Consider the following 25,073-nt stretch of genomic DNA (forward strand, 5'->3'; position numbering starts at 1 on the left):
CGTGGATTGTGAGCAAATTTCCGCGACCTATGTCCTCTCTATTTCCCTGCAACTCTTTGTGCTTTGTGGCGTTACTATAGAGGGAAAAGTAATTAACTTTGAGGCTACTTGTGTACCACAAGAGGACCTCGAGGCTAAGGTACTTTTGGATATTGGCCCCGTTTTAATCTCCCTTCAATCTTGAGGCATGTATACTGTATAGGCAGCCATCTGGCCAAATACTTATACAGCCAACCCCATTGCTCAATGCCTGAAGTTTTGACTGGGTCACAGGTCACAGGGGTGAGAAAGCATCCTATGAATAAGTTGCAACTACGCTTGCGCAAGCTTTTTAAACGTATAGAGCTACTACCACTGTTGCGCTACACTGCTTCACTGATCGCGGCTCTGCTCAGTGGCCTCTTCCTCTTTACCAATGCCACTCTGGGAACCATGGCCTCATCCATTATCGATGTAGGCCTCGATCCTCTACGCTCACAACTCATCGCCGCCCTCATTATGACCTCACTGGTGGCTTTGATCGGTGCTTTGATCGGTCGCCGTAAGACCTCCGCTATTCTGGGAGCTGCTATCGTCTTCTACCTGGGATACCTGAAAGGCTTTATTACTTTAGAACGACAGCCAGTGTATGACCCAGGTGGGCACCTTGAGCCACTCCAAATTAATGCGCTTATTAATACCTCTCTCATTATGCTTGCCCTGGCACTGCTCAGCGCCTTCATTGGCTCGGCGGTCGGTATCGCTACGGGCGAGAGCGTGATCGATCCCCCTTTGCACGCATTGCAACGCTTTTGCCTGTTCCTCTGGCAGCACTCGGAAACACGCCGCCGGCTTCAGCGTGGGGTCACCAATATAGACGAGTTAGTGACTCATCCCAATCTCATAGCCTACTCCTCTCTGGGGCGCTCACTCAGTCGTTGGGCAGGAGCAATCGCCATTATATTGATCCTGGTCTTTGCCATGCGCTCAGGTGATCTCTTCACCTTCTCGCCCGACGTTGGCTTGCATACAGCTCCCCATATTACGGCTTCGACAAGCGGCGATAAAAATGCGGCGAAAGAAGTCGGTGTAAGCTCAATCAAACAAGACTATGTGAAAAGCAAGGCGCTTGGTGCGACAAAACCCTTCGAGATCTATCTCCCCCCGTCCTATAACACCGCGCAGGGAAAAATAAAGCATTACCCGGTCCTCTACCTTCTTCATGGGTCTCCTGGCAAAGATATCGACTGGCTCACCGGCGGCAAGGCAGGCCAGTCCACTGATACCTTGATCGCCACTGGAAAAATTCCTGAGCTTATTCTGGTAATGCCCGATGGAAATGGCAAGCCTGGAAGAACCAGTGAATGGGGAAATAGCTATGACCAGAAACAACCAATCGAGAAATATATCACCAACGACCTGGTCAACTATGTCGATCAGCACTATCGCACCATCCCAGATTCTTCACACCGGGCCATTGGAGGCCTCTCAATGGGCGGCTTTGGCGCGGCCAATATCACGATTCATCATCCCGATATCTTCGGCACATTCATTTCGCTCGGTGGCTACTACTATGCCGAAGGCTCTGTCTGGGGGAGCGATCCCACCTACCGCCTCAACAATAGCCCGGCATATACTATCCTGTATACCCCACGCGCGAAGAAGCTGCATATCTACCTGGGTGCGGCCACCAAAGACCAGCCTTATTACAGCGATACGCTCGGCTTTATGAAACAGCTGGATCAACTCAAAATCTCTTACCACTTCGATCTCCAGAAGGGCTACCACTCCTGGGGCATCTGGGCCACTCAGATGTACAACGCCCTGGGATGGCTCAAGTGGGATTAGCTTTTAGTACAATAATTGTGGGGAGGAGGTGTCCCATAGTGGCCTACGGCCACTATGGGACACCTCCTCCCCACAATTATTTGACTGGATTACATATTCTTGTCGAAGGAGCCTAACACTTTACAGAAAAGCGTGTGACCTGCCAGGTCCGCCAGGGCTCTTCTTACACGGGCATCCTCGCGATGCCCCTCAAAGTCGAGATAGAAGACGTACTCCCAGGGTCGCTGGCGCGATGGGCGAGACTCGAGCTTCAAGAGGTTGATCTGTTGCTCCGCCAACATCCCCAGGCAGTGGTAGAGCGAGCCAGGCTGGTGTGCCGTGGCCATAACGATCATCGTCTTGGCTGGTGCACCACTACGCGGCGCAGGCTCGCGTCCCAGGGCGATAAATCGCGTGTAGTTATCCTTAATAGTCTGAATATCGCTCGCCAGAATATCTAACTCATAGAGTTCGGCCGCACCGCTACCCGCGACGGCCGCTACCCCCTGAAGTTGCTCCTCGCGCACCATCTTGGCGCTTCCCGCGGTATCATAGGTGGCGACAATCTCCACACCCAGTTCGCGCAGGAAAGCATCGCTCTGGGCCAGGGCCTGTGGATGCGAGATAACGCGATGGATATCCTCAATTCGTTGTCCTGGCAGGCAGAGCAAGCAGTGATTGACCGGGTGAGAGATCTCACCGATCACAAACAGGTCATGCTGGCGCAAGAGGTCGTAGACATCGTTGATGCTTCCAGCCTGCGAGTTCTCCACAGGCACCAGGCCAAAATCGACCTCGCCCGCAGCCACCGCGCGAAAGACATCGGCAAACGCCCGATAGGGCACCGGCTCCACCTCAGTTCCCGGAAGATGTCTTTTCCCTCCAGCACCAAAATAGGTGCGCGAGGCCTCATAGCCAAAGGCTCCTCGCTCCCCCTGAAAGGCAACCTTGACCTGCGAACCAGGAGTCTCCGTCTCCTCTTGCTTCTGCTCCTGCCTGCTATCCTTCATCTCGATCTGTTGTGCCATAACAGCACTCTGCCTTTCTACACACTACGGCGACCATGCCCCCACTATAATGGTGCGGTACACCTCTCCCCGGTCAACCTCACCACTCACCAAAAATAAGCAAGCCCCAAACAATGGGGGCTTGTGGCTTTTTTGAGACAGGGCAGCGACTAGCCGACCTTGAAGTGCTCTTTATGGTAATACTTCATGCCCGTGCCAAGAACCTTGACTGGCTGTAGCTCAGCAAGCATGATGCGCTCACCACACTGATCGCAGACGCGAGTGGTCAGGTGGTTGACGGTCTCTCTGTTCGCCAGCGAGGCACGAGCGGTTTTTGAAAGTTCACCCTTCTTTGGCATTGTGTATAAACCCCTTTCGCTTGGTGTCTTTTGCCCCTTATGCGGAAACCAACCCCCATTCGGGGGCGCAGCGCCACTCACGTGGCTAGCGCTCTGCGCTCAGGTCTCCTAATAGGAAGTACTTTTGGGAATGTTCTTCGCTATTATAAACACGGCGTGTTCATAATTTCTTCCCAACCAGGATGCAACCGTTCCCTATCGTCGTTCAGTATACCAAACGACGCAAGCACGAAGTGACAACTTCCTTATATCGCAAAAGGAGGCCTTCAGGTGTAGTTACCATTCCTGGCGTTTTTATAGTATACCATAGCTCTAACCACCATACAATCTCTCTGATTTTGCCATTTTGCCATACTTAAGAGACGCTTGTCGAACGCCTTTGCTCCCGCTATAATCACCCTATATATATTTTGTGTATTTCGTGCTTGCGCATAACCATTATCACTATCACGACGTGGAGGCAGGCCCCTATGCAACGCAGCGCGCATAGTCCCGACAATGGATATAATTCACAGCAGGTTGAGAGGCTGATTTTCAAACGAGGCATGTTCTTTGGCCTCATCCTGGTTGGACTCGATCTCATGGTAACTATTCTCGCACGCCTCACTAGCTTTCCCGTTCATCTTATGACCAGCCTGATGAATGTCATTTATTTTCCCTGGTCAATGGTAAACTTTATTACCAATGCCGCAATCTATCTGCCCGTTCTCTGCATCGCTGGCTTTATCTACTTCTATGCGGGCTATATCATTGCCCGACACAGTGGAGGCAATATTCGCGCCTCGGCCCTCACAGGTCTGCTGGCCGGACTGGTGCTTGGGATCTGCGACCTGGTTGTGAGCGCGGTCATTCTCTTTGCAGAGACGCTGCCCTCGATTACCCAATCCTACGGCAGTGCCAGCCCAACCTTGCTTGACGCTGTGAAGTTTACCACTATTCGCGATACCTTCCTGTACACCTTCGGCTTCCTGGTGCTGGCCCTCCTGCTGGGCGCGGGCCTGGCCGCAATGGGTGGTTTACGGGGCCGACCTAATCCATGAAAAATCCTCGCCCAATTTTATCTCTTGGGTTCAAGATAAACTCATGGCGCCCAATAATAAAGGCCTTGCCGCTGACCTCGGGTACGATGGCATTAAATGTACCCACTTTGGTCCGTCCAACGATACGCCCGCGAAAGGCGCTCTCCGCGCCAAGGATACTCTCTACCGTGATCGCTTCCTCTTCCCGCAATTGTCCTTGAGCATCTAACAGCGCCAGGCGCGCAGAGAGACCCGTCCCGGTAGGCGAGCGATCAACTTCTGCATCCGCAAAGATGCATACGTTGCGGCTATGATGATTGAGTTTCTCTGGCAGGTCCACAAGAATTGTCCCATAGAGGAAACTTAACTCGTCTTCCAATGGATGCTCCACCCGCAACTTGCCGTTAACTGCATGCTTGATTGCTTCGCCTACCTCAACCAGTTCACTCACGCATTGCGGCAGGACGCGCAGGCCCACCTGTTCGACTGAGGCAATGGCATAAAAAGCCCCGCCATAGGCCACATCTACCACCACCTCACCAATGTGGGGAACCGCTACGCGGACATCACGCGCATAGACAAAGGAGGGAACATTCACAAATGAGACATGGTCAACATAGTGTTGCCCATTGAGGTGCGCGGTCGCACGGATCAGACCTGCGGGCGTCTCCAGGGTTACTGGTGTCTGCTGTCCCTTACACTCAATCGCGCCCGTCTCGACCAGGGCAGTCACTAGCGCGATAACGCCATGGCCACACATCGTGCTGTATCCCTCGTTATGCAGGAAGAACACGCCCATATCGGCCTCGGGATCACCGGGAGGTACCAGGACACAACCATACATCTCGTGATGCCCTCGCGGCTCCCAGACCAGTGCCTTCCGCAGGCAGTCAAAGTGGCGCGCGAAATTACGCCTGCGCTCCAACAACGTTCGACCCGGCAACTCAGGCAAGCCACCAGTAATGATGCGCAGCGGTTCGCCCGCGGCATGCGCCTCTATGGCGCTAATCACGCTCGCTCCAGAACCAACCAGGCGAGCATCCAAGTCTAGTTTCACGTCGCGCTCCTTCCTTTGCTGCGCTCAAAGCACGCTTTCTTAAAAATATTTCTTGTTCTAGTATAAACCACTTGCCATAAACATTCTTACATTGTGATACTCCTCATACAAAAAGAGCATAGGCGAGCGCGAAACCGTATGTTTCGCGCTCGCCTATGCTCTTTTTTAAGCACTACATTATTAGTGGGATTGGGGGGAGAGGCGGCGCCAGGACTGTACGTATAGTGGGCAGAGGCCATAAAATTTCTGGCTCGCGACCTCACAGCGCACCTCGTGCTCTAACTCATCTAGCTCTTCTAAGGCAATGGTCTGGGTGTAGATGAGCAGGGGCTTGATACAACGTATGGTCTGTTCTAGATACTGGCAGAAGAGCAAATATCCCTTGCTCCCGTAGGAACACGGGATATAGAACTTTTCGTCCTGTACCAGTTTGCAGTTAAACGCCTGTAAGCAGCCTTGGGTCCAGGACATAATGCCCAATTGATGCGAGGTCTCAGGAGTAAAGGCGCGATCATCTCGCTCTAGCGCCTGCTGCAACAGGTGCATCAACTGGTTCAAGGCATTACAGTCGCTGATGGGCAACTCGATCTCACAGACAGTAATCAGCCCGCCATAGCGACAGAGGCGCTCAGCCTCGCGCAGTAGAGCGGCATACTGGTGAGGTGTGCTATCAGGTGCCAGGAAGCGCAGGTGTACCAGGTCATAGCTGGCGTTCTCGCACGCACTCACACCCATGCTATGCGCATCACATTGATACAGGCACACATCTGCATGGCGAGTATTCAGCGTCCGCGCCACACTGATGGCGGACGCATCTCGATCAACGCCTACCAGGTGCATGTGGGGGTATACCTGGCTCATGGACTTTAGCCAGGTGCCCGCACCACAGCCAATATCCAGGACGTGCAATGCGTCGCCCAGAAAAATAGAGGCTGGCAACGGTCCTCCACCCCATGCATCTTGAATCAATAGTTCGCGTTCAAGTAAGCGCTGTACATCTTCGGCGGTATACAGTGAAGCGTGAAGGAGATCAGCCGCATACGCGGGTAGGGGGGCATACTTCGGCTCAGAAGAGAGCTGTAAAGACATCGTAGACACATCCCTTTCCACACAAACAACACAAACAATAGTTGACCAACCAGTAAGAGAGATGTATTTCGCAAGTATTACTTTGCCTAAAGCGAACGTATATATGCATTATAATCATTCTGTATAATTAATATACTTTTCCATATTTAAATAACTATTTACTCCTTCTCTAGCTTGTTCACTGGCAAAGCTGAGCGTTGGCTCGTGTTCTTTCTGCTCGTGCTCTTTCTAAATTGCGATGCTATAGATGCTATATGAGTATATTGGTGGATGTGCGTCCTGGCTGCCAGGACGCACATCCACCAATAGGAGGCAATTACTATAATGGTAACAGCAACGTAGAGAGAAAAAAACAGGGCTATTGTGACAGCTCTTGAGAGAGGAATGCTATGCCGCGTCCAATATCTATCTGCCTGCTTCTATGCACACTCTGCCTCAGCCTCTTGCTGCTACCATTTACCGCCTGTGGGAGTAGCACCAACACTGGAGCCACTGGTATCCAGGCCACCAGCGGCAAGCCGATTCATGACGCACAGACGGCAACACAATACCTGTTCGTGCTGCGCCTGCTCCGCTACAACATGCATACCATCGGAAAAGACAAGGTGATCTATACTCAAGGGCGCCTGACACAAGTCGGGGATATGAAGATAAGCTACGATGATGAAGGGCGTATCACGAAACTTGGCAAGCTGGCTGTAACGTATGACGAGGGCAAAATTACAAGCGTTGGCTCAACCAAGATTGAGTTTGACAAAGACATCCCTCAGCGCGTGGCGCGCATTGGCGACGAGAAGGTCACCTATAATAGCCAGAACCTGGCAAACAATGTTGGTGCGTCCAAGATCAGCTACGACCAGAAGCTACGTGCCACAAAGATAGGCGACGTGCCCATCACCTACACGGATAGCAAGTAATTCCATCTCAGCACCTGCGGTGCTTTAATGGGATAAGAGTGTGTGGTGATGACCTGGCTCTGCCAGGCCATCACCACACACTCTTATCCTGCGAGCTACGTAGTGGCGAGAAGTGCTGAGTAGCTAACTACATACCAACTTTAAAAGCGAAAAGGACCAGCAACACAAACACAAGCGCGGGAATGCTGACTGCGAAACCCAGGAGAAGGCGATACGCGAGCCGCTCCGCGCGGGAGCGGCTCCAGGCGGTCATAAACACGCCAACCGCCAGGAAGACGAAGAAATCAGCGATCAGAGGGAAGAGCGTCATCCCAAGCGCGTTGCCATAGATCTGCTCCGCCTGAGCACGATCCGTTGCCAGCAGACTGGGCGCGTAGAAAAAGCCCTGCCAGATCCCCAACACAGGCAGCCACAAGCCCGCACCAACGACAAAACACATAAGCGTGTTGAAGATAGTATGAACCCTGGGCGTATTCCCCAGGCGCTTCAATGGCCCGGTCGAAAGGACATATCCGGACATAGAACACCTACTTCTAGAAGATGATCTCTCATGATGCCAGAATAAAATTGACACACAATGATATAAACGTTTGAGGACGCAATAAGTCAAAGATATCGCTCTTTTTTCTCATCTGCTTCAGTGAAATAAACTTCTCTCTCTCCTGGAACGTATACTTCGTGTAAGTATTTTAATCTTCTAGAGACAAGGAAGAATTTTATCAGGAGTAGACCAATGTCGGTGCCAGTACGTCGCTATCGTCGCTTTCGCGCATTCCTTCTGGCCTGTGCGCTTGTTATTATTGGTATTCCCATCGCTTCGCTCGTCACCGCCATTTTTCCGCCTTTTCTAACGGCCTGTTTGATGACGCTTTATCTTGGCCTGGGAACCCTGGTAATCGGGGCCGCGCCACGGCGCGCGACCATCTTCTATGTCTTTCTCTTTTTCGCGAACTGGATAGCGGGCATTGGCTTCGCCGTGGCGCTGAGCAAACTTCCTGGCACGGATCTCGTAGCTTGCCTCTGGCTCTTCATTCCCCTGGGTATGACCATCCTGCTAGGGACAAACGGCAAGAGCATCCTGGCCTCCCTGCGACGGCTCCCCCTCTTTCAAGCTAATAGGCCCCAAACACGCGTCTATTATCAGCCCAGGAGGCAGCGAAGCACTCCCAATCCTTCCTCACGTTCCTATGAACAGGGCTACCAGGCGACGCAACCGCGGCAGGCAACCTATGAAGAGGGTGGACTGACCTATCCCGTTTCCTCCCCCTCACACTCTGATCAGCAAGAACAGCCCCAGGCTCACTACCCCACGATGTGAGAAAGAAAAAAGCAGGAGCGACAGGCACTCTATGCTTGTCGCTCCTGGCTTATGCTCTCCTTATTAGCGTTGCGGAGGATACTGCTGGGGGTTCTGGTACTCCTGCGCGTAGGGACTATTCTGCGCCGGATACTGTGGCGGCTGGCCATATGCCTGGTTTGGCTGCTGTTGCCCATAGGGGGCTGGCTGACCGTAAGGAGCCTGTTGCCCATAGGGGGCTGGCTGGCCATACTGCTGGGGTGGCACCTGCTGACCATACTGGGGCTGGCCATACTGCTGGGGTGGCACCTGCTGACCATACTGAGGCTGTCCATAGGGCTGGCCCTGCGCTCCCGAGGCTTTGCGCGCGCTAAAGGTGCTCCTACCGAAGCTAGAACCACCATTATCACGTATACCTAATACCAGGAGAAGTATACCAAACCCCAGACAGACCAGGCCTGCAATAACTGCACCCGTAGCGTCACTACTTGAAAACGGACTCGCAATCAGACAGAGGAGACCCAACAGGATCATAAAACTCCCCACGACGATGCGGCCAACCTTCCTGCCCAATACACGATAAAAAAGCCAGATAATTAAACGACCCATTTCACCATTCCTTTTCCATGCTTGGCAGCCACTTCACATGCCTTCCCCCACATACCAGGCAACACTTTGCATACAATTTCACATAGAAATATACGAATACAGAATTCCACTTTTGTAGTGAGTGATAGCATTTTCTGATACTGTCACACGAGGAAGTTTTTGGCTTCGGCTGCTATGCTAGCTTGTATTTATTACAACTGCCTGGCGGCAAAAGAGTAACAACATGCGTGATATTCAGCAAGGAAGCAATGTTTATCTGCCCTCTTCAAAAACATCCCAGGTATCACTTAGGGTAAGAGCGTCTCTATAGACACTCGCCAACATAGGCTCCTGTTCCCAGGCACGAAAAAACTCGCGGATCTCTGGCTGGATAAAAAGATGCTCAAGAACAGCAGTCATAACCACATCGGTTATCTGCTCGTCGCCTCGGCAACACAAACGTGCCAGCAGATCCCGTAGCGCGACAATAGTTGCGTTCTGCTCCTCCTGCTTGCTCCAGGCACGCTGGAACCAGGCACGCAGCGTGTCACACGCGGAGAAACGCCCATCGGCATAAAGCGTCTCACTATTCTCGATGACACAGCGCTCCAGATAACATGAGCCAAACGCGACGATCTCAGAGATATCTGGCGCTTCCAGGCGTCCAGGGTGCTCAAAGAGGCAGTCCCAGAGATAGCCCTGCGCGTCACGGCAATCTGAGGCCATCCAGGCATGTACCTGCTTAAGTGAAGCCGTGGTTCCACTATCGTACCAGTGCTCCATCGCACTCACTAGGTCAGCACACCCTGCTCCTATATCCTGATCCATGCATCAATTCCCATCCATTCATCGATTCTAAAAAACAGCTCCTTATCACCTGCTCAGCCCCATTCCACATTCAGTATAGCGTTCTGAGATACCTGAACAATCATCTCCACTCGGCGCTAAACCTGTACATCACTACGCCAGGCTTGCTCTACATAGGCCAGGTTCTGCGCTAACGTATGTGTGCCATCGACGACTACCACATTCAGGTGATATTGCCGCACTTCCTGGATTACGGCACGCGCGAAACCGCTATCGCGCTGCATCCAGTTCTCAAAGGCCTGTTCAGGATCACGACACTCCCTTACGACCTCTCTGGCCCAGGTGCGCTGCTGATAGTACGTTAACTGGAACTCCATAGTTGGGACCATCCACATCGCCCTTGATCTCTCGCACAAAAGAGGGGCAACCAACCCCGGCAATAGGGCCGCTCCCTCAGCCAGGATAGGGACATCACGCGGCAATGCCTCAAGGTCACGCACAATCAAACGCCACTCATCATGGTAGGAAGCAAATTCTTCACGAATCTGCTGCTCGACGCTTCTCTCAAGCCAGAGGGCATCAGGCGTCAGGCGGCTTAAGTGATAGAGCGTTGGCTCATTTGTCACAGTCGCCTCCTGGGCATGCCTGGCATACGCGTCATCACAGCGGTATAGCCGCCAGCCATAACGCGTAACAAGTTCATCCGCAATCGAGCTTTTCCCCGCGCAAGGTGAGCCACCCAGCCAATAGACATGCTGCAAAGCTTGCTTCAATCTCTCAATTTCGTCCAGCATTATTTATCCCAAACTACTCACAATAAGAAAAAACGGCTTATTTAAAATTTCTTACTTGAACGCAAAATTGATGTAACAAAAACCAACAATGCGCGTCTATACTATATATAACACCCCACGAGGCCATACTCGGACTTGATTGGTCACCCGATAGCAACATGCTAGCAACCAACAATGTGCATGATACGCTGCAAACCTGGAAGATACGAGCCTCTAGCCTGCCCACCCATACATATACACTTCCTCAGGCCCAAAGTCATCCTCGCGATCACAACGATGCCGTTGTTCGCTGGTCGCCCGACGGGAGATGGATCGCCGCCACGCCCTATGCAGGACCGCTGAGTCTCTGGTCACCTACAACTAAACAGACATTTACCTTTGATCTTATCGCTGGCACACAGGCATCTATTTTCTCTGACCTGGCCTGGTCGCCAGATGGACACACTATAGCTGCAATTGACCAGCAAATATTATCTACTTCTGGAATGCAACCGCATTCTGGGATGCAACCGCCAAAAAATTTCTAGGTTCTGTACCTGGGCCAGAGCAAGGGTATGGTGGAGGAGTACTTCACTGGGTCAACAACGAAAACATCGTTGTCATCGACGCACATAGAAATATCATTGCGATTTCCAGGCCTACGCCGTGACCCATGCCGGCTTAAGGCTATATCGGCATGGCCCCTACAGCTCTGTGGGGGCCATTGGCCTGTCATATATTAGGCGAGGAAGCTCATGCCGTGGAATTCGAAGGCATGCTTATCGCCAACTGGCTCCAGGTCGCCATGTTCATTATGCGCATACTGGGCGCGGATCTCGCCGCGAGCGATGGCCATCAGGCCAGATGCCAGGCGGTCAATATCATCCTTGCTATTCGCCAGGCCCAGGCTGGCACGCACCATCCCTGGCAATTCGACAGGGAGACCTGTGAGTAAACGTTCCCGCGCCTCTGAGGCGTCCTCCTCGGAGATCCCCAACAGGTGCGCCACGTAGAGATGCGCGCAGAAACAGCCACTCCTCACGCCGACGCCCCACTCGTTCGCCAGCACCGCGGCGACTTTCTCATAGCTGTGGCCCTCCATGGTGAAGCAGAAGACGCCCAGACGATCCTCTTCACCTGCCAACACCGACTCCCACGCAGGGCCGCGCAGGGTAAGGCCCGGCACTCCCTGCAAGCGCTGGATGGCATAGCGTGTCAGTTCACGCTCATGTTCCGCCACGCGCTCCATGCCGAAACGCATCAGTTCTTCCAGAGCGGCAGCCATCGCCACCACGCCAATCACATTTGGCGAGCCAGCCTCCTCTAGATCGGGACCCGTAGCCCATTTAATGCCTGAACTTGTCACCAGGCAGGCAGTACCACCACCCACGAGCATGGGATCGCCATCGGCGAAGAGGGTAGCGGGAACCACCAGCGCACCGGCACCATAGGGAGCATAGAGCTTGTGCCCGGAGAAGGCCACGATATCGATACAATCAGCGGTCCCGTACGTTCCCATCGAAATGTGTCGATGCGGAGTCAACTGGGCAGCGTCGACGGCGATCTTCGCGCCATGCGCGTGGGCCAGGCGTGCCACCTGGTGGACATCATTGACCAGGCCCGTTACATTCGAGGCGGCGCTGATGGTGATCAGCTTGACCTTCCCATCGTGCTGGTACAGGCGTTGCTCCAGGTCCGCTATGTCGATACGGCCATCCTCTGTAAGCGGCACCATCTCATGCTTCTTGCGAAACCAGGGCAGGAGATTGGAGTGATGCTCCATCTTCGTCGTCAAAATAAGCTCATCGTCTTCCAGCAAGGTCCGGTGAGCCAGGAGATTCAAGGCTTCGGTTGTATTGCGTACAAATACCACCACGTGCGTCTTTGGCGTCGTGCCAACGAAGCGCATCACGGCATCGCGTGCATGCTCGTAGAGGTGGGTCGAGAGGCGCGACTTATAGCCCGCCCCCCGGTGTACGCTTGAATACCACGGGAGGAAATCATCGACGGCCTGGCGTACCTTGACCAGTGGCGGCGTGCTCGCCGCACTATCCAGGTTTACATAGCGTACCTGCTCACCAGTAATCAGGGGGACCTCGGTCTTTATACCCACCACGCGCGGGCGCGCATAGGCTGACTTTCTTGTTCCCTTTACGGATCGATCGGATCGATGCTCTGCGGTCGTTGTCATTAGCTCCATGTTCCTTCCCAGACAATACAGCTTCTTTTAAACCAGGCATTCTCTACCTTGCCTAAAAGTATACCCAGAGTATCGCGCAAATATCAAGTTTCCCCACAAAATTTGTGATCTAATGTCGAGTTGATACACTTGATAATATAAGTCAAGTATTACTAAAGAGAAAGCCGCGCTATGCCCCAGGAGGCATAGCGCGGCTTTCTCTTTAGTAATACTGTTTATTCTTTAACTGCGAGGTAACCAAGGCCCAGGGCCAGGCCATCCTCTAGCAGGGCGACGACCGGGTCGGGCAGGAAGGTGTTTTTGGTGAGCCATGAGCGTACATTATAGCCCGCGAAGGTGCCAACACCGGCTCCTGCGGCCCCCAGAGCCGCACCTAGCCAGAGCGATTTACCATAGCGGCGACTGAGCAGCAGACCGGTCAGCGCGCCAATGCCCAGGCGACCAATCAGGGGGGCGGGCTCGGTACGTGAGGGGGTCATGGGGAGCTTATCGCCTACTATTTCGCCGGTGGCGAGAAAGCTGGTGACCACGCGGGTCGCGGGCGAGGCCAGTAGCTCCTCCAGGCCATTCTTCGGCTCAGGATCGCGTTCCTTGGTCCAGTCAAGCAGTGTAAAGGGTGTCATTGAGCGCAGGCCCGCGACAAGACCCAATCCCAACACACGTACGTAGATAGCACGCGCCTCCTCATCATCACGTATACTTTCAAACTCGGCGGCGATAATCTCTGGCAGTGTCTCTTTTTTCTCGATAGACATAGAACTCGGCCTTTCTCTCCCATCAGATATTGCAGACAATGCATATTACACGCAGCACGTCACTATTGGTGGCACTCTCTTGTCTCTACCCTAATAGCACGTTTGAATGGCCCTCGTTGGTTCCAGCAAGGTGCTCTCAGCACCTGCACATCCCGCACCCGGTCAGGTCTGTTCTTCGATGGCTCCAAGGAAGTGGAGTGCCTCGCGTTGTGCCTCTGAAAGGCCAATGACGCCGTAAATGTTTGTGCCTTCGTAGGTCCGTGTACTGCGTAGAGTGCGCGTGCAGGCACCACTCGCCACGTCCCAGAGCTTGATTGTGCCATCATCGCTGCAACTAGCTAGCTGCGCCCCATCGGGACGAAAGGTTACCGACCAGATCCAGCCTTCATGTCCGCGCCATACCGCCAGGCAGCGCCCCGTCTGCACCTCCCAGAGGCGAATAGTCTGGTCATGACTGCCCGTGGCAAGCAGCGTGCCGTCAGGGTGAAAGGCCAGCGTGCGTACCCAGCCAGTATGGCCATCCATGATATGCACACAGGCTCCGCTCGCTACGTCCCATACCCGCAGCGTTAGATCGTCGCTACAGCTGGCCAGGTAGCGCCCATCCGGGCTAAACTCTATAGCCCAGATACGATGGGTATGACCGGTAAATTCGCGCACCACCTCGCCCGTCTCGCTGTCCCATAAGCGAATTACGGGATCGTCAGTGCCACAGGCAAGCTGCCTGGTGACTGGATGAAAGGCGACCTTCCAGATATACCCAGTGATGCCCTCTATACGTCTGAGCAACTGGCCAGTAGCGACTTCCCAGACGCATACCGTCAAATCATGGCTGCCACTGGCAAGCAAGGAGCCATCGGCGCTGAAGACTGCTGAGCGGACCAGGTGTGTGTGTCCACGTAAGATACGAAGACAGTGCCCCGTGCGCGCGTCCCAGAGACGAACTGTCTCATCCTCGCTTCCGCTGGCAATAGTAAAGCCATCCTGACTATAGGCAACGGTGCGGACGCGATTCTGATGTCCGCGCAGTGCACGCAGACTACGCCCAGTCTCTACCTCCCAGAGACGAAGAGTGCGGTCCTCGCTTCCACTCAATAGCAAGCGCCCATCTGGACTATAAGCCAGAGCCTTCAACAGGTCGGTATAACCGCGTAAGGTACGCAAACAGAGCATACTCCGCCGGTCCCACCAACGGATTGTGTCATCCTCGCTGGTACTGATGAGTTGCGTGGTATTGGGGACAAACACCACGGACCAGATGCGGCTCCCGTGAGCATGTACCTGGTGGATGCGTTGATGGCTTGTCATATCCCAGAGATTCAGCATCTGATCGTCGCCCGCGCTCGCCAACAAGGTACTATCGGCGCTAAAATGCATGGTACGAACGCGGCTCCCCTGGCCCTGCAATACCACTACTTGCTCGTAATCCTCCGTTCGCCAGAGCCGAATCGTGTGGTCTTCGCTTCCAGCCGCCAGCAAGCGTCCGTCGGGGCTGAAGGCCACGACGCGCACTGCCTGGCTCGGCCCAGCCAGGGTCGCGACATGCGCACCTTGCTCATAATCCCACAAACGTACTGTCGTCTCATCTCCAGTTGAGGCCAGCAATGGCAGGCTGGGATGGAAGACCAGGGAGCGCACCCTCTGGCTATGCCCATCCAGTACGCTCGCTACATGCCCGGAAAAGGCATCCCATAGATAAATGAGCCGATCTTCACCCGCGCTGGCTACATAGCGTCCATCCGGGCTAAAGGCAACGGTGCGCACCTGGTCGCGATGCCCATGTAAGATATGCTGACAGGCTCCACTCTCGACCTCCCAGAGACGCACCGTATGGTCCTCGCTCCCACTCGCCAGGTAGCGACCGTCCGGGCTAAAGGCCAGCGAGCGTATCTCCTCGCTATGCCCACTACAGGTCAGAACAGGTGTGGCGTCATCAGTCCTCCAGACACGTATGGTCCCGACAGTGGTGCCTGCCGCCAGCAAGCGTCCATCCTGGCTGATCGCCAGGCACAGTATCCAGGCAAAGGAATCGTTGAGTGCACAGTTCAAGAGCGTGGCGTACGCCAGGTTCACAAAGGCAAAGTCGTTGCCTTGCAGATAAGCCTGGCGAATGGTGAGTGAGGAGCAATCCAGCCCTTGCAGGTTCGCATTTAATGTCACAAGTAGGTTCACAATGTTCCCAGCTCCATAGCCACTCTCCAGACCCTCCCCCTCACGCAGGCGATCAAGTAAGGTGCGCAAATGACGCTCACAATGCGTATGCCCTAATGCCGCTAGCAACTTCTTGAGCAACGGCTGGACAATCAGCCGCACCTGGCTCTCGCGGATATAGTCGCTGGCCTGCGCCTTCAGTACCGCGTAGCCGCTACATCCCGCCAGCTCGCCCGCACGCAGACCCACAAACAGCAATTCTACCAGGCGTTCAATCATAAACTCCATAATCACGGGCTGCAAGGTAAAACGATGCTCGACGCTTATCTCCACCATCGAGCGCCGCCGCAGGGAATTGAGCGCGTCCAGAAGCGCCCCTTTCGCAACTGGGATGACCAGGTCGTCACTCAAGGTCTGGAGACTTACGGGTTCGCGCTCAATCGCCAACCATTGGAGCAGATCCTGCTCCAGGTTGGAGAGGCGATGAAATTGCTGCTCCAGAAGCACCGAAATATCTCCAAAGACGGCCTCGCCCTCACGGAGAAATTCGCCAATAGAGCCATCAAAGAGTTCACGAATGGAGGCCGAGACGAGCTTGAGCGCCAGGGGATTGCCTGCGTACAACCGTAGAAGCGCCTCCCATTCGGCATCTGAGCCAGTCAGTTCCTTCTCCTGCAATAGCTGCTGGCTCTCGGCCACTCCCAGCGCTGGCAACACAAGTGAGCGCACGCGGGCGCTCCCCCCCTCCAGGCGTGTAATCTCCTTCGGCTTCTCGCGACTAGTTAGCAACAAACAGCTCTGATGAGGATGAGTACCGAGGTGGGTCAGGAGTTGGCCATACGCCTCATAGCCCACGCGATAGCGCCCGGCCTGCTCGCCTCCCTGAAGGATCGACTCCATGTTATCGAGAATCAAGAGGCAGCGCTTCTCGGCACAGCACTGCAACAGGCGAGCAAGGGAGGCTTCAAATGACAGGGTCTCCGTGGGGTCCAGCGCCTCCAGGTGTTGCAGGCAGGCACGTATATAGGCTTCAGGGGAAGGCGCATTCTGGAGCGAGAACCAGTGGACAGATGAGAAGGCACTTTTGAGCTGCTCAGCTATAACGCGCGCGAAGGTAGTTTTTCCTGCGCCGCCCATCCCCAGAAACGCTACGATTCGGCAGCCCTCCTCAAGTATCCAACCTCTGAGGAGTTCTTGTTCCACATCCCGGCCAAAGAACTCCTCGACGTAGGGAGCCTCGCCCCACTCTTCATGACGAGGTATAATCTCCAGGCGCGGCTCGGTATGCATCGCAGGTGCTGGCTCCGCTGGTTGTAGAGTGGCTGCCTGCAACTGCGGCAATGCTTCTCCCGTCTCAGGTACCAGAGTATCCTCAAACAGGCCCAGAGTCAGCGCATCTTTCTGAAAAAAATGGGTCAGCCGCTGGACATAATACGGACTGGGAAAGGCCTCTCCTCGCTCCCAACGCCCTACAGTTTTTGTATCACATTGGAGCGCAGTCGCGACCTCGCTCTGGGATAATCCGCGTAGCTTGCGCTCACGCCTCAGGTTTTCGTACCAGTGTACTCGCTTTTCCATGCAAATCCCTTTGATACAAATGGTCCTGGCATTCTAAAAAAAGCGAACGACGTCCCCTAGATGTCCCCTACCTGTCCCATATATGGGGTTCTCTCACCAACGTGCTTAGAGTATCTTCAAAACAGGAGCTAGCTACAAAACAATTGTTTTTGTTAGCATAACAAAGTACACTCAATACTACAATATATTTGCAAAAACATCTAACGTATTCTATTTTCAGGTGGAGGAATATACTATGCGCTCCCCATTCTCCTCAATCACCCTTGCTCAGCTTGCGCAGCGGCTCACGGCTGAGATATATGAGCGCGGGAATCTCGCTGAAGCGCTCCTGCACATAGCAGAGCAGGCGCGCGCCCTCTTTACACCTGATATCTGCATTCTGACCGCCTATCATCCCGTCACAGGGACGTTTCACTACGCACGCGCGCTCTACGCCGAGAGCCAGCAGAGAGACTCGTCGCCTGCCGCGCCGCGCGCGCATATCCTTCGCGAAGAGACCATAGCCCCCTTCCTCTCGCGAGAGGTTCAGGAGATACAGCCAGAAATCCTTTATGTCTCAGACTTGCAAGCAAGGCCTTTCTATCACTCCGACTATACACGGGCAGAGCAGGTACATTCCTTGATCTCTTTTGCACTGAGCAATCGACCAGGTCATCCTCCTTTTGCGATGCTCACCCTGGCCTTCCGTGAATTATCCCCATCAACTTCTCTCGAAGAGGAACTATTGAAGCAATTTTCCAGGCTGGCAACATTCGTCTTACAAGAGACATGGATGCTGCAACGTTACCGCGAGGCGACGCATATTGGGCAGGTTATCAACCAGGAGGTTATATCCATTGATACCCTGCTTCCTACCCTCTACCCACTCTTAAATAATCTGCTCGATGCTCGCCATGCCCTGATGCTGGCCATCTACCAGGCCCCAACGCATACGCGTGATCTCTATGGCATCGATGAGGGAAATGCAATTCGCGAAGGAGATCGCCCACCCAGCGGGGCCAGCCAGTATGTCTTACAAACACGCCGCCCCGTCCTGGTCGAGCATCTCAGTAGCCAGGCTCAGCAGCTCCCTTTTCATATCGCTCCGGTGCGTGGCACCTTGCCCAAGGAATCCTTTATCTTCGTCCCCCTGCTACTGGGGGAGATTCCCCTGGGTGTGCTCTCCGTCCAGCATCCCCACCCATATGCCTACACGCATGAAGATATGGCTATTCTGCAAGTGCTGGGCAACCATATCCTCATGGCTATCAATAATATCCGCCTTTATGATAGTCTGACACAGCTTAATGAGGCGGGTCGCCTGCTCACCAGCCAGCTTCATTATCCCCTTAGAGAGATCATCGAGCGCATCCAGATCGCAAGCGGGGCCAAACGCGTTGTTCTGAAGCCCACCCTAGTCGGCACTACCTATGACCCAACACCACCAGAGCGCCTCCTGAGCGGCGAACCATCTCATATCCTCAAGCATGAATCCCTGGTGAGAGACTGGCAAGAACAGGTGACCGAACATATGACCTTCCATCCCCATACCCTTTTTGAACCTACATGTAGCTCGACCCGCGAGCCACTACTCAAAAGAGTTCGGCTCCCCCTGGTCCAGGAAGGCATCAAATCACTGGCCATTGTGCCCTTGCGTGTGGACGTGGAAGCGGTTGGCGTCCTCTTCATCTTCTACGAGCAAAGCCAATATTTCGACCGGTCGCAAAAGCTGCTGATTGAAGGCCTGGCCCACTTTGCCGCCATCGCGATCCGCAACGCGCAGACCTTCAATAGTCTCCTACAACGCCGGGTACGCGAGCTAGAAATCTTACAACGCATTGATAAAGAGCTGAATAGCACACTCGACCTGGAGGCGCTTCTGGAGGCGCTCTTACACCAGGCCCTTACCTATGTCCCCGTCGAAGGGGCATGTATCATGCTCTATGATCGCAAGAAACAAACACTTGAGGCCAAAGCCGCCTATGGGACCCATGCCGTTCTAAAGCAACCCTTTAAAATCCCCTTCTCTGAGGGGCGCGGCCTGACCAATTGGGCCATTCACTACAAACGTTCAGTGCGCGTCGATAACGTGCATAGCGATGCTCCCTGGAGTAGCCTCTATATCAATAAGGTGCCTGATACCAACTCCGAATTAGATATTCCTCTTCTCAATGGCGAGCAAGCCATTGGTGTGCTCAATTTTGAAAGCACGCGTATCGGCGCATTTCACCAGGAAGACCAGGAATTTCTGGAGACGCTGGCTGGACAGGCCGTACTGGCCATTGCCAAAGCTCAGGCCTATGAGCGAGAGAAGCGCCTCGCCAACGAACGGCAGGCGCTCTACGCCATTAGCAAGGAGCTTACCAGCCAGCTAGAAACGAAGCGTGTCTTTGCGCTTATCCTCGATAAAGCCCTCGAACTCATGCAAAACAAATCGCGTACGGGCTGCCTCATGCTCTATGATCGCGAAGAGCAAGTCCTCTGGATGGCTGCCGAGCGTGGCGTCTTACCAGATAAGAAAGGAAGGGAACATAGCGTGAACGAAGGCATCGTCGGACAGGTTGCCCGCACCAGGCAACTGTTGAATATCGATCCCTCACAGCCAGGCTGGAAAGAGATCTATCTGCGCTACATTCAGGATACGCGCTCAGAGCTGGCCGTGCCGATGCTCGTCAATGGTGAGCTCAAAGGTGTGCTCAATATCGAGAGCCCAGAAGAACAGGCCTTTGATGAGAGTGATGAGCGCCTGCTCCAGGGACTGGCCGACCTGGCGATTGTCGCCTTACGCAACGCCGAGCTTTACCAGGAGGCAGAGAAGGAGAAGCAACACTTCGCCCTACTGTATCGCGCCAGTCGCGAATTGGGAGAACTCAACGATATCAGCCAGCTTGAGCAAGGATACCAGATCGTTTTTCAACTAGCGGAACACTATAGCCAGAGCTATGTTGAGCTGTGCCGCTATGATGAGCACGCTGATGCACTCCAGCGTCTGCGCTTCTCCGCACCAGGCATCCTACATGAACATGGACCCATCAGCACCGCTGAGCAGCACTATCAGTCGATCCTCAAACATCATGAGAAGATCATTATCGGCAAGCAGGCCTATACATCCACCTCGCAGCCAGAACCCAGAGATGGTCAGGCCATGCTCCTCCTCCCCATTCGCTTCGACAGACACCTGTATGGCACGCTCACCCTGGTCCATCGTGAGGCGGGACACTTTGGCAAGACCGATATCGAATTCTATGATAGCCTGGCTCAGCAGCTTGGGAGTACCATTTATCGCCTGGAAGTGTCCCAGGCCCGGTTAGAGTCCGAACAGCGCGCCAGGGCCGCCGAGGAGGTGAGTCTGATCGGGCAATCGGCCTTCGAGTTGACCCATCGCCTGGGCAATGATCTTGGCCTGGTCGAAACCTATATTTCCAGCATAAAACGACGCCTAAACTATCATCATATGCGTGATGAAATTATAGAAAGCAAGCTCGACAAGACGGAGAAGTCGGTACGTACGGTTCTTGACCTGAGCACAGAACTCAAAGAAGTGATCACAGATCCGGGTCCCGGTGCTGCCGACGAAAAAATCTCTATCTCACCGCGTACGCTCCTTGAGAACGCCATCCTCCAGAGTCATATCCCGGCCCATATCGAGGTATACCAGGATATCGCGCCAGATGCTGGCCATGTGCATGTGCGCAAAGCTCTCGTACATGACATCCTGCGTAACCTAATCAATAATGCGATAGAGGCCATGCAGCAGCAACCCACTGGACGCTTGAGCTTGCGTGCCTATAACCAGAAAGATAAGGTTGCCATCCAGGTTCGTGATAACGGTAAGGGCATCGAGCCACACATCAAGAACAAGGTCTTTAGCCTGTTCTACTCCACCAAGGGCAGCTCGGGCTTTGGTCTCTGGAGCGCCCGCCGCAACGCCTTGCGCCAGCATGGGTATCTCTGGTTTGAAGACAACCCCGATGGCCCTGGCGTCACCTTTACGCTACTGCTACCAAAGGAGTAGAAAAGGACAATGGCTTTTTCAAGAAACGCGGTGACGCATCGTCTAAGAGGTAGAGAGCGTGACGCGTAATCAATTCTGGCAAAGAGAGGAGTACTGGACAATGGCACAGCAGCGGCATGGACGCATACTCATTGTGGATGACCTGCCTCAATGGCGTGAAGAGCTTACAGAGATCTTGCAGGCCGAGAATTACCTGGTCGACAGCGCGGCCACCATTGACGTGGCTTTCCAAAAGCTACAGGACAGCTTTTTCCACCTGCTCATTCTCGACTTGCGCATGAACTCATCGGATATCAGCAACTTTGAAGGCGTCGCCATGCTCAAGATCTTGAGCCAGTACAGCCTCAATGACGCACTGCAAATTGTGATTCTCTCGGCACACGGTACCTTCGACCATGTACACGAGGCCTTTCATGATCACAAGGTAGCAGACTTTCTACCCAAGGATCGTTTCAGTCCCGATAAACTACTAACATGCGTACGCGAAGCACTAAAAAAGATCAACCTGGAGCTAGAAATCCACTGGGAGCCACTCGAAGCTGAAGAACAGGTGCTCTCACACATCGATATCCAGCGTGAACGGATTCGCCCCAGCACCCAGCGCTATCAGCAGGTACGTGAAGAACTGGCAGATCTTCTTTGCCGCCTTTTTGGCACGGCCAACAGTGTTCTGGTCAGGCCGCTGGCCCCGGGTTTTAGTGGCACAGGGGTCATGCTTGTGCAGCCTTTTAATCCATATGGTGGGGCACGCGTCGTGGTCACCAAATTTGGCGCAACACAGAAGATCGAGAAGGAGAACACCAACTTTAATACCTATGTGCTCCCCTTTATTGGTGGCGGGCGTAACACGATGGTCCAGAGCGTACGCTATACGCCCTTACTGGGAGGAATCATCTATTCGTTGCTCGGAACGGCGAATGAGCGATTGGAAGATTTTGGCACCTTCTACCAGAAGGCAGACAGCGAGGCCATCCAGCAAGTTCTCGATAACCTCTTTTTCGATACCTGTAAATCCTGGTACGCGAATTTGGGACGCCAGCAGCTCTGTGATCTCACCGAAAACTACAACCAGACCTTTGGTGAGGCCTCGCGTCCGCTGGAGGAGACCCTGGATGGCCTGATTATACCTCACCCCAAACAGCGCTTCTCGTTACGCGCCCTCGACGATGAGCGCACCTTCACCGATCCGCTGCCCGCAGCGACACGCCCCTTCCGGCGCTCCACCTATATCAGCACGACACATGGCGATCTCAACCAGCATAACATTCTCATTGACGAGGAGCACCGGGCATGGCTGATTGATTTCTGTAGCACAGGTCAAGGACATTACCTACGCGACCTGGCGATGCTTGACTCTGTCATACGCTTCCAATTACTGACCTCGCGCGCAGCCTCGCTGGAGGAACGCCTGCACATGGAGGAGGTGCTCTGCCGCATCACGCGTTTCACCCAGTTAGCACAAGCTGAAGCTACCTTCCAGACAGAGAATGCCGCCCTACGCAAGGCCTACCTCACCGTCATCCACATTCGCCGTATGGTTCGCCACCTGGATAGGCTCAGCAATGACGATATGAGCGAGTACTTTATTGCGCTCCTTCACAACGCCTTGCGCACACTGACGTTCTCGACCCTCTCGCCCCAGCAACGCCAGCATGCCCTCCTCTGCGCCAGCCTGCTCCTGGACAACATCGATGGACACAAATAAATCGCTTCGGCAACTGACTGCTATTAGCTCTTCCTTGTGAGTATTAATGGATAGTTTGCGTAGTATATGGCAAATACAAACTAGACTTTAATAAAAGCTCGTTTGTATGTTATGCTACGTCTATATCCCCAAGCAAGCCAGCAGCAAAGGAAACGCATTTCAAACTGTTGAAGAGGTAGCGTAAAAATAAGCACGAGGGAACATGCTTATGCAGCCAGGCTCAATACGCTGCCTGTTCGCCCTTATCTGCAAGGAGGATCAAATGGTCAAACGACCTGGTTCACGCTTCCTGACGATACTTGTCGCGCTCTCATCGGTGCTGATGCTCTTCGCCAGCGCCTGCGCCCCTCAGGGGACGCCAACGACCAGCAATACGAGTAAACCCCAGCGTGGTGGTATCTGGGTTGACGATTTGTTCAACGAACCAGACGCACTCATTCCTAACGCGTCGGTGCAGACGTTCGCGACCATAGTGAATGGAACCCTCTACTCCGCGCTCTTCGAAGGTGATGCTTCAGGACAGATTCGTCCCGCGCTCGCTGCCGAACTACCGACACAGCAGAACGGAGGCATCAGCTCTGACCTCAAAACCTGGAAGTTCACCCTCAAGCCTGGCTTGAAATGGTCCGATGGACAGCCACTCAACGCCGACGATGTGTATTTTAGCTGGAAGACATGGAGTAATCCAAGCTTCGCGGCTGCCAGCACCGTCGCCGTCCGCCTGATCGAGTCCGCAGAGGTCTCTTCTGATAAGCTCTCGATCACGTTTCACCTCTCAAAGCCCTTCGCACCCTTTATCGCGTCCTGGACCGATGGCTCTCTCGCACCCCTACCCAAGCATCATTTCGAGAGCATGAACCCAGGGGATATTAAAAAGACTGAGGGACTCAATCCCCAGGTGACCAGTGGCCCCTTCAAGATGAAAGAGAGCAAGCCTGGTGACCACTACACTGTTGTACGCAACGACAATTACTATCTGGCCTCCCAAGGGCTACCCTACCTGGATGAAATCGTCTTCCGCGCCGTTCCCAGTCAGGATACCATCCTGAAGGATCTCCAGGCTGGCACCGCCGACTCGGCCTGGTTCCTGGACGTCACCAAGACGCCATCCTATCAGGCCCTCTCAAACTACAAGATCGTGACCAATCCGTCCGCGAGCTATGAGGGCCTGCACATTAACTCCAATAACCCCATCTTTAAAGACCTTAATGTACGTAAAGCTATGGCGATGGCTATTGACCGCGTGCAATTGCAGAAGGTGGCACGCCTGGGGCAGGCCATTCCCCTGTGCACCGATCACGGCCCCGCCTATCATCCTGGCTACCAGCAAGACTTACAGTGCCCACCGTTTGATATCGCGGGCGCCAACAAAGTACTCGATGATGCTGGCTGGAAGCTAGGCAGCGATAACGTACGTCAGAAGGGTGGGCAACGGTTGGAGTTCCAGTATTCAACCACGGCCAACAACCGCTGGCGCGAGAAAGACCAGGCCTTGATCCAGGCCGATTTCGCCAAGATCGGTATCAAGCTGGACATCACCAACTACCCCGGTAGCACCTTCTTCGGTCCCTTCCTCAATGGTGGGCAACCTGGAAAGTATGACCTGGCGGAGTGGGCGAGCTCCTATACCTATGATCCTGATGATGCGGCCTCTTTCGCCTGCAACCAGATTCCACCCCATGGGCAGAATCTGAACTTCTTCTGCGATAATGATCTTGATCAGCTCTTCCAGAAAGAGCAGGCCATATCCGATCCCACGCAGCGCCAGCAGGTCTTTAACCAGATTCACCAGGCGATGCTGGACAAGTTACCGTTTATCGGCCTCTACAACCTGATCGATCTTGAAATCCATAAGAAGGGTACCCACAACTATAAGCCGGGACCCTTCGCCAACTCCGAGACCGTTGGTGTAGCACAGTGGTGGTGCGACAACGGCAAGTGTCCCGCCTAGTCAAAGAACACGCATAACGC

At 53.9% G+C, this 25,073-nt stretch carries 19 protein-coding genes; 8 read left to right on the top strand and 11 right to left on the bottom strand.

Translation table 11 applies throughout. The features are described 5' to 3' along the window. Positions 1–297: 297 nt before the first annotated feature. Positions 298–1,827 carry an esterase family protein gene (locus KTE_RS07340; RefSeq protein WP_201379910.1) on the top strand — a complete coding sequence of 510 codons (1,530 nt, stop codon included), beginning with the start codon at positions 298–300 and terminating at the stop codon, positions 1,825–1,827. Positions 1,828–1,916: 89 nt separating this feature from the next. On the opposite strand, the gene pheA is transcribed toward KTE_RS07340, so the two are convergent. Both pheA and KTE_RS07350 read right to left on the bottom strand, forming a co-directional pair. After that, positions 1,917–2,834, bottom strand: coding sequence for a prephenate dehydratase (gene pheA / locus KTE_RS07345; RefSeq protein ID WP_201379912.1), 918 nt, complete (start codon positions 2,832–2,834; stop codon positions 1,917–1,919). A gap of 149 nt (positions 2,835–2,983) precedes the next feature. Beyond that, on the bottom strand, positions 2,984–3,172 hold the full coding sequence (locus tag KTE_RS07350) for a hypothetical protein (protein WP_007906583.1): 189 nt from the start codon (positions 3,170–3,172) through the stop codon (positions 2,984–2,986). A 470-nt stretch (positions 3,173–3,642) separates the two neighbouring features. On the opposite strand from KTE_RS07350, the gene KTE_RS07355 reads away from it, so the two are divergent. Then, the gene (locus tag KTE_RS07355; protein ID WP_201379914.1) at positions 3,643–4,212 is read left to right on the top strand and encodes a hypothetical protein; all 570 of its coding nucleotides are present in this window, start codon (positions 3,643–3,645) and stop codon (positions 4,210–4,212) included. Here KTE_RS07355 and KTE_RS07360 read toward each other — a convergent pair. Both KTE_RS07360 and KTE_RS07365 read right to left on the bottom strand, forming a co-directional pair. Continuing rightward, the gene (locus tag KTE_RS07360; protein WP_201379916.1) at positions 4,202–5,248 is read right to left on the bottom strand and encodes a proline racemase family protein; all 1,047 of its coding nucleotides are present in this window, start codon (positions 5,246–5,248) and stop codon (positions 4,202–4,204) included. The genes KTE_RS07355 and KTE_RS07360 overlap by 11 nt on opposite strands. Before the next feature lie 180 nt (positions 5,249–5,428). Further along, complete coding sequence (locus KTE_RS07365; protein ID WP_201379918.1) at positions 5,429–6,337, bottom strand: class I SAM-dependent methyltransferase; 909 nt, start codon at positions 6,335–6,337, stop codon at positions 5,429–5,431. Positions 6,338–6,726: 389 nt separating this feature from the next. Here KTE_RS07365 and KTE_RS07370 point away from each other — a divergent pair, with 389 nt between their 5' ends. Then, positions 6,727–7,254, top strand: coding sequence for a hypothetical protein (locus KTE_RS07370; protein WP_201379920.1), 528 nt, complete (start codon positions 6,727–6,729; stop codon positions 7,252–7,254). A 127-nt stretch (positions 7,255–7,381) separates the two neighbouring features. Here the strand turns inward: KTE_RS07370 and KTE_RS07375 are convergent, their stop codons facing one another. Continuing rightward, on the bottom strand, positions 7,382–7,774 hold the full coding sequence (locus KTE_RS07375; protein ID WP_201371259.1) for a hypothetical protein: 393 nt from the start codon (positions 7,772–7,774) through the stop codon (positions 7,382–7,384). Positions 7,775–7,987: 213 nt separating this feature from the next. Here KTE_RS07375 and KTE_RS07380 point away from each other — a divergent pair, with 213 nt between their 5' ends. Continuing rightward, positions 7,988–8,572 carry a hypothetical protein gene (locus tag KTE_RS07380; RefSeq protein ID WP_201379922.1) on the top strand — a complete coding sequence of 195 codons (585 nt, stop codon included), beginning with the start codon at positions 7,988–7,990 and terminating at the stop codon, positions 8,570–8,572. Positions 8,573–8,635: 63 nt separating this feature from the next. Here the strand turns inward: KTE_RS07380 and KTE_RS07385 are convergent, their stop codons facing one another. The 3 genes from KTE_RS07385 to KTE_RS07395 form a co-directional block, all read right to left on the bottom strand. Further along, on the bottom strand, positions 8,636–9,160 hold the full coding sequence (locus KTE_RS07385) for a hypothetical protein (protein ID WP_201379924.1): 525 nt from the start codon (positions 9,158–9,160) through the stop codon (positions 8,636–8,638). Positions 9,161–9,412: 252 nt separating this feature from the next. Continuing rightward, complete coding sequence (locus KTE_RS07390; protein ID WP_201379926.1) at positions 9,413–9,967, bottom strand: hypothetical protein; 555 nt, start codon at positions 9,965–9,967, stop codon at positions 9,413–9,415. Between the two features lie 116 nt (positions 9,968–10,083). After that, entirely contained in the window at positions 10,084–10,740 is a 657-nt protein-coding gene (locus KTE_RS07395) for a hypothetical protein (RefSeq protein ID WP_201379928.1), read from the bottom strand. Positions 10,741–10,898: 158 nt separating this feature from the next. Here KTE_RS07395 and KTE_RS07400 point away from each other — a divergent pair, with 158 nt between their 5' ends. Continuing rightward, on the top strand, positions 10,899–11,267 hold the full coding sequence (locus KTE_RS07400) for a WD40 repeat domain-containing protein (protein ID WP_201379930.1): 369 nt from the start codon (positions 10,899–10,901) through the stop codon (positions 11,265–11,267). A 191-nt stretch (positions 11,268–11,458) separates the two neighbouring features. Here the strand turns inward: KTE_RS07400 and KTE_RS07405 are convergent, their stop codons facing one another. From KTE_RS07405 to KTE_RS07415, 3 genes are all read right to left on the bottom strand, one after another. Continuing rightward, positions 11,459–12,910 (bottom strand): aminotransferase class V-fold PLP-dependent enzyme, encoded by a 1,452-nt coding sequence (locus KTE_RS07405; protein WP_201379931.1) that lies wholly within the window; start codon positions 12,908–12,910, stop codon positions 11,459–11,461. A gap of 224 nt (positions 12,911–13,134) precedes the next feature. Continuing rightward, entirely contained in the window at positions 13,135–13,674 is a 540-nt protein-coding gene (locus tag KTE_RS07410; RefSeq protein ID WP_201379932.1) for a DUF4126 family protein, read from the bottom strand. Between the two features lie 162 nt (positions 13,675–13,836). Further along, positions 13,837–17,403 carry an NB-ARC domain-containing protein gene (locus KTE_RS07415; protein WP_201379933.1) on the bottom strand — a complete coding sequence of 1,189 codons (3,567 nt, stop codon included), beginning with the start codon at positions 17,401–17,403 and terminating at the stop codon, positions 13,837–13,839. Positions 17,404–17,638: 235 nt separating this feature from the next. Between KTE_RS07415 and KTE_RS07420 the strand changes: the two genes are divergently transcribed. From KTE_RS07420 to KTE_RS07430, 3 genes are all read left to right on the top strand, one after another. Next, a complete protein-coding gene (locus tag KTE_RS07420; protein ID WP_201379934.1) occupies positions 17,639–21,397 on the top strand; it encodes a GAF domain-containing protein in 3,759 nt (1,252 codons plus the stop codon). 100 nt (positions 21,398–21,497) lie between these two features. Further along, positions 21,498–23,102, top strand: a complete 1,605-nt coding sequence (locus KTE_RS07425) for a response regulator (protein ID WP_201379935.1) — start codon at positions 21,498–21,500, stop codon at positions 23,100–23,102. Between the two features lie 262 nt (positions 23,103–23,364). Beyond that, positions 23,365–25,053 (top strand): ABC transporter substrate-binding protein, encoded by a 1,689-nt coding sequence (locus KTE_RS07430; RefSeq protein ID WP_236600316.1) that lies wholly within the window; start codon positions 23,365–23,367, stop codon positions 25,051–25,053. Positions 25,054–25,073 lie beyond the last annotated feature (20 nt).

It is taken from the genome of Ktedonobacter sp. SOSP1-85 (assembly GCF_016587415.1).
GTDB lineage: Bacteria > Chloroflexota > Ktedonobacteria > Ktedonobacterales > Ktedonobacteraceae > Ktedonobacter.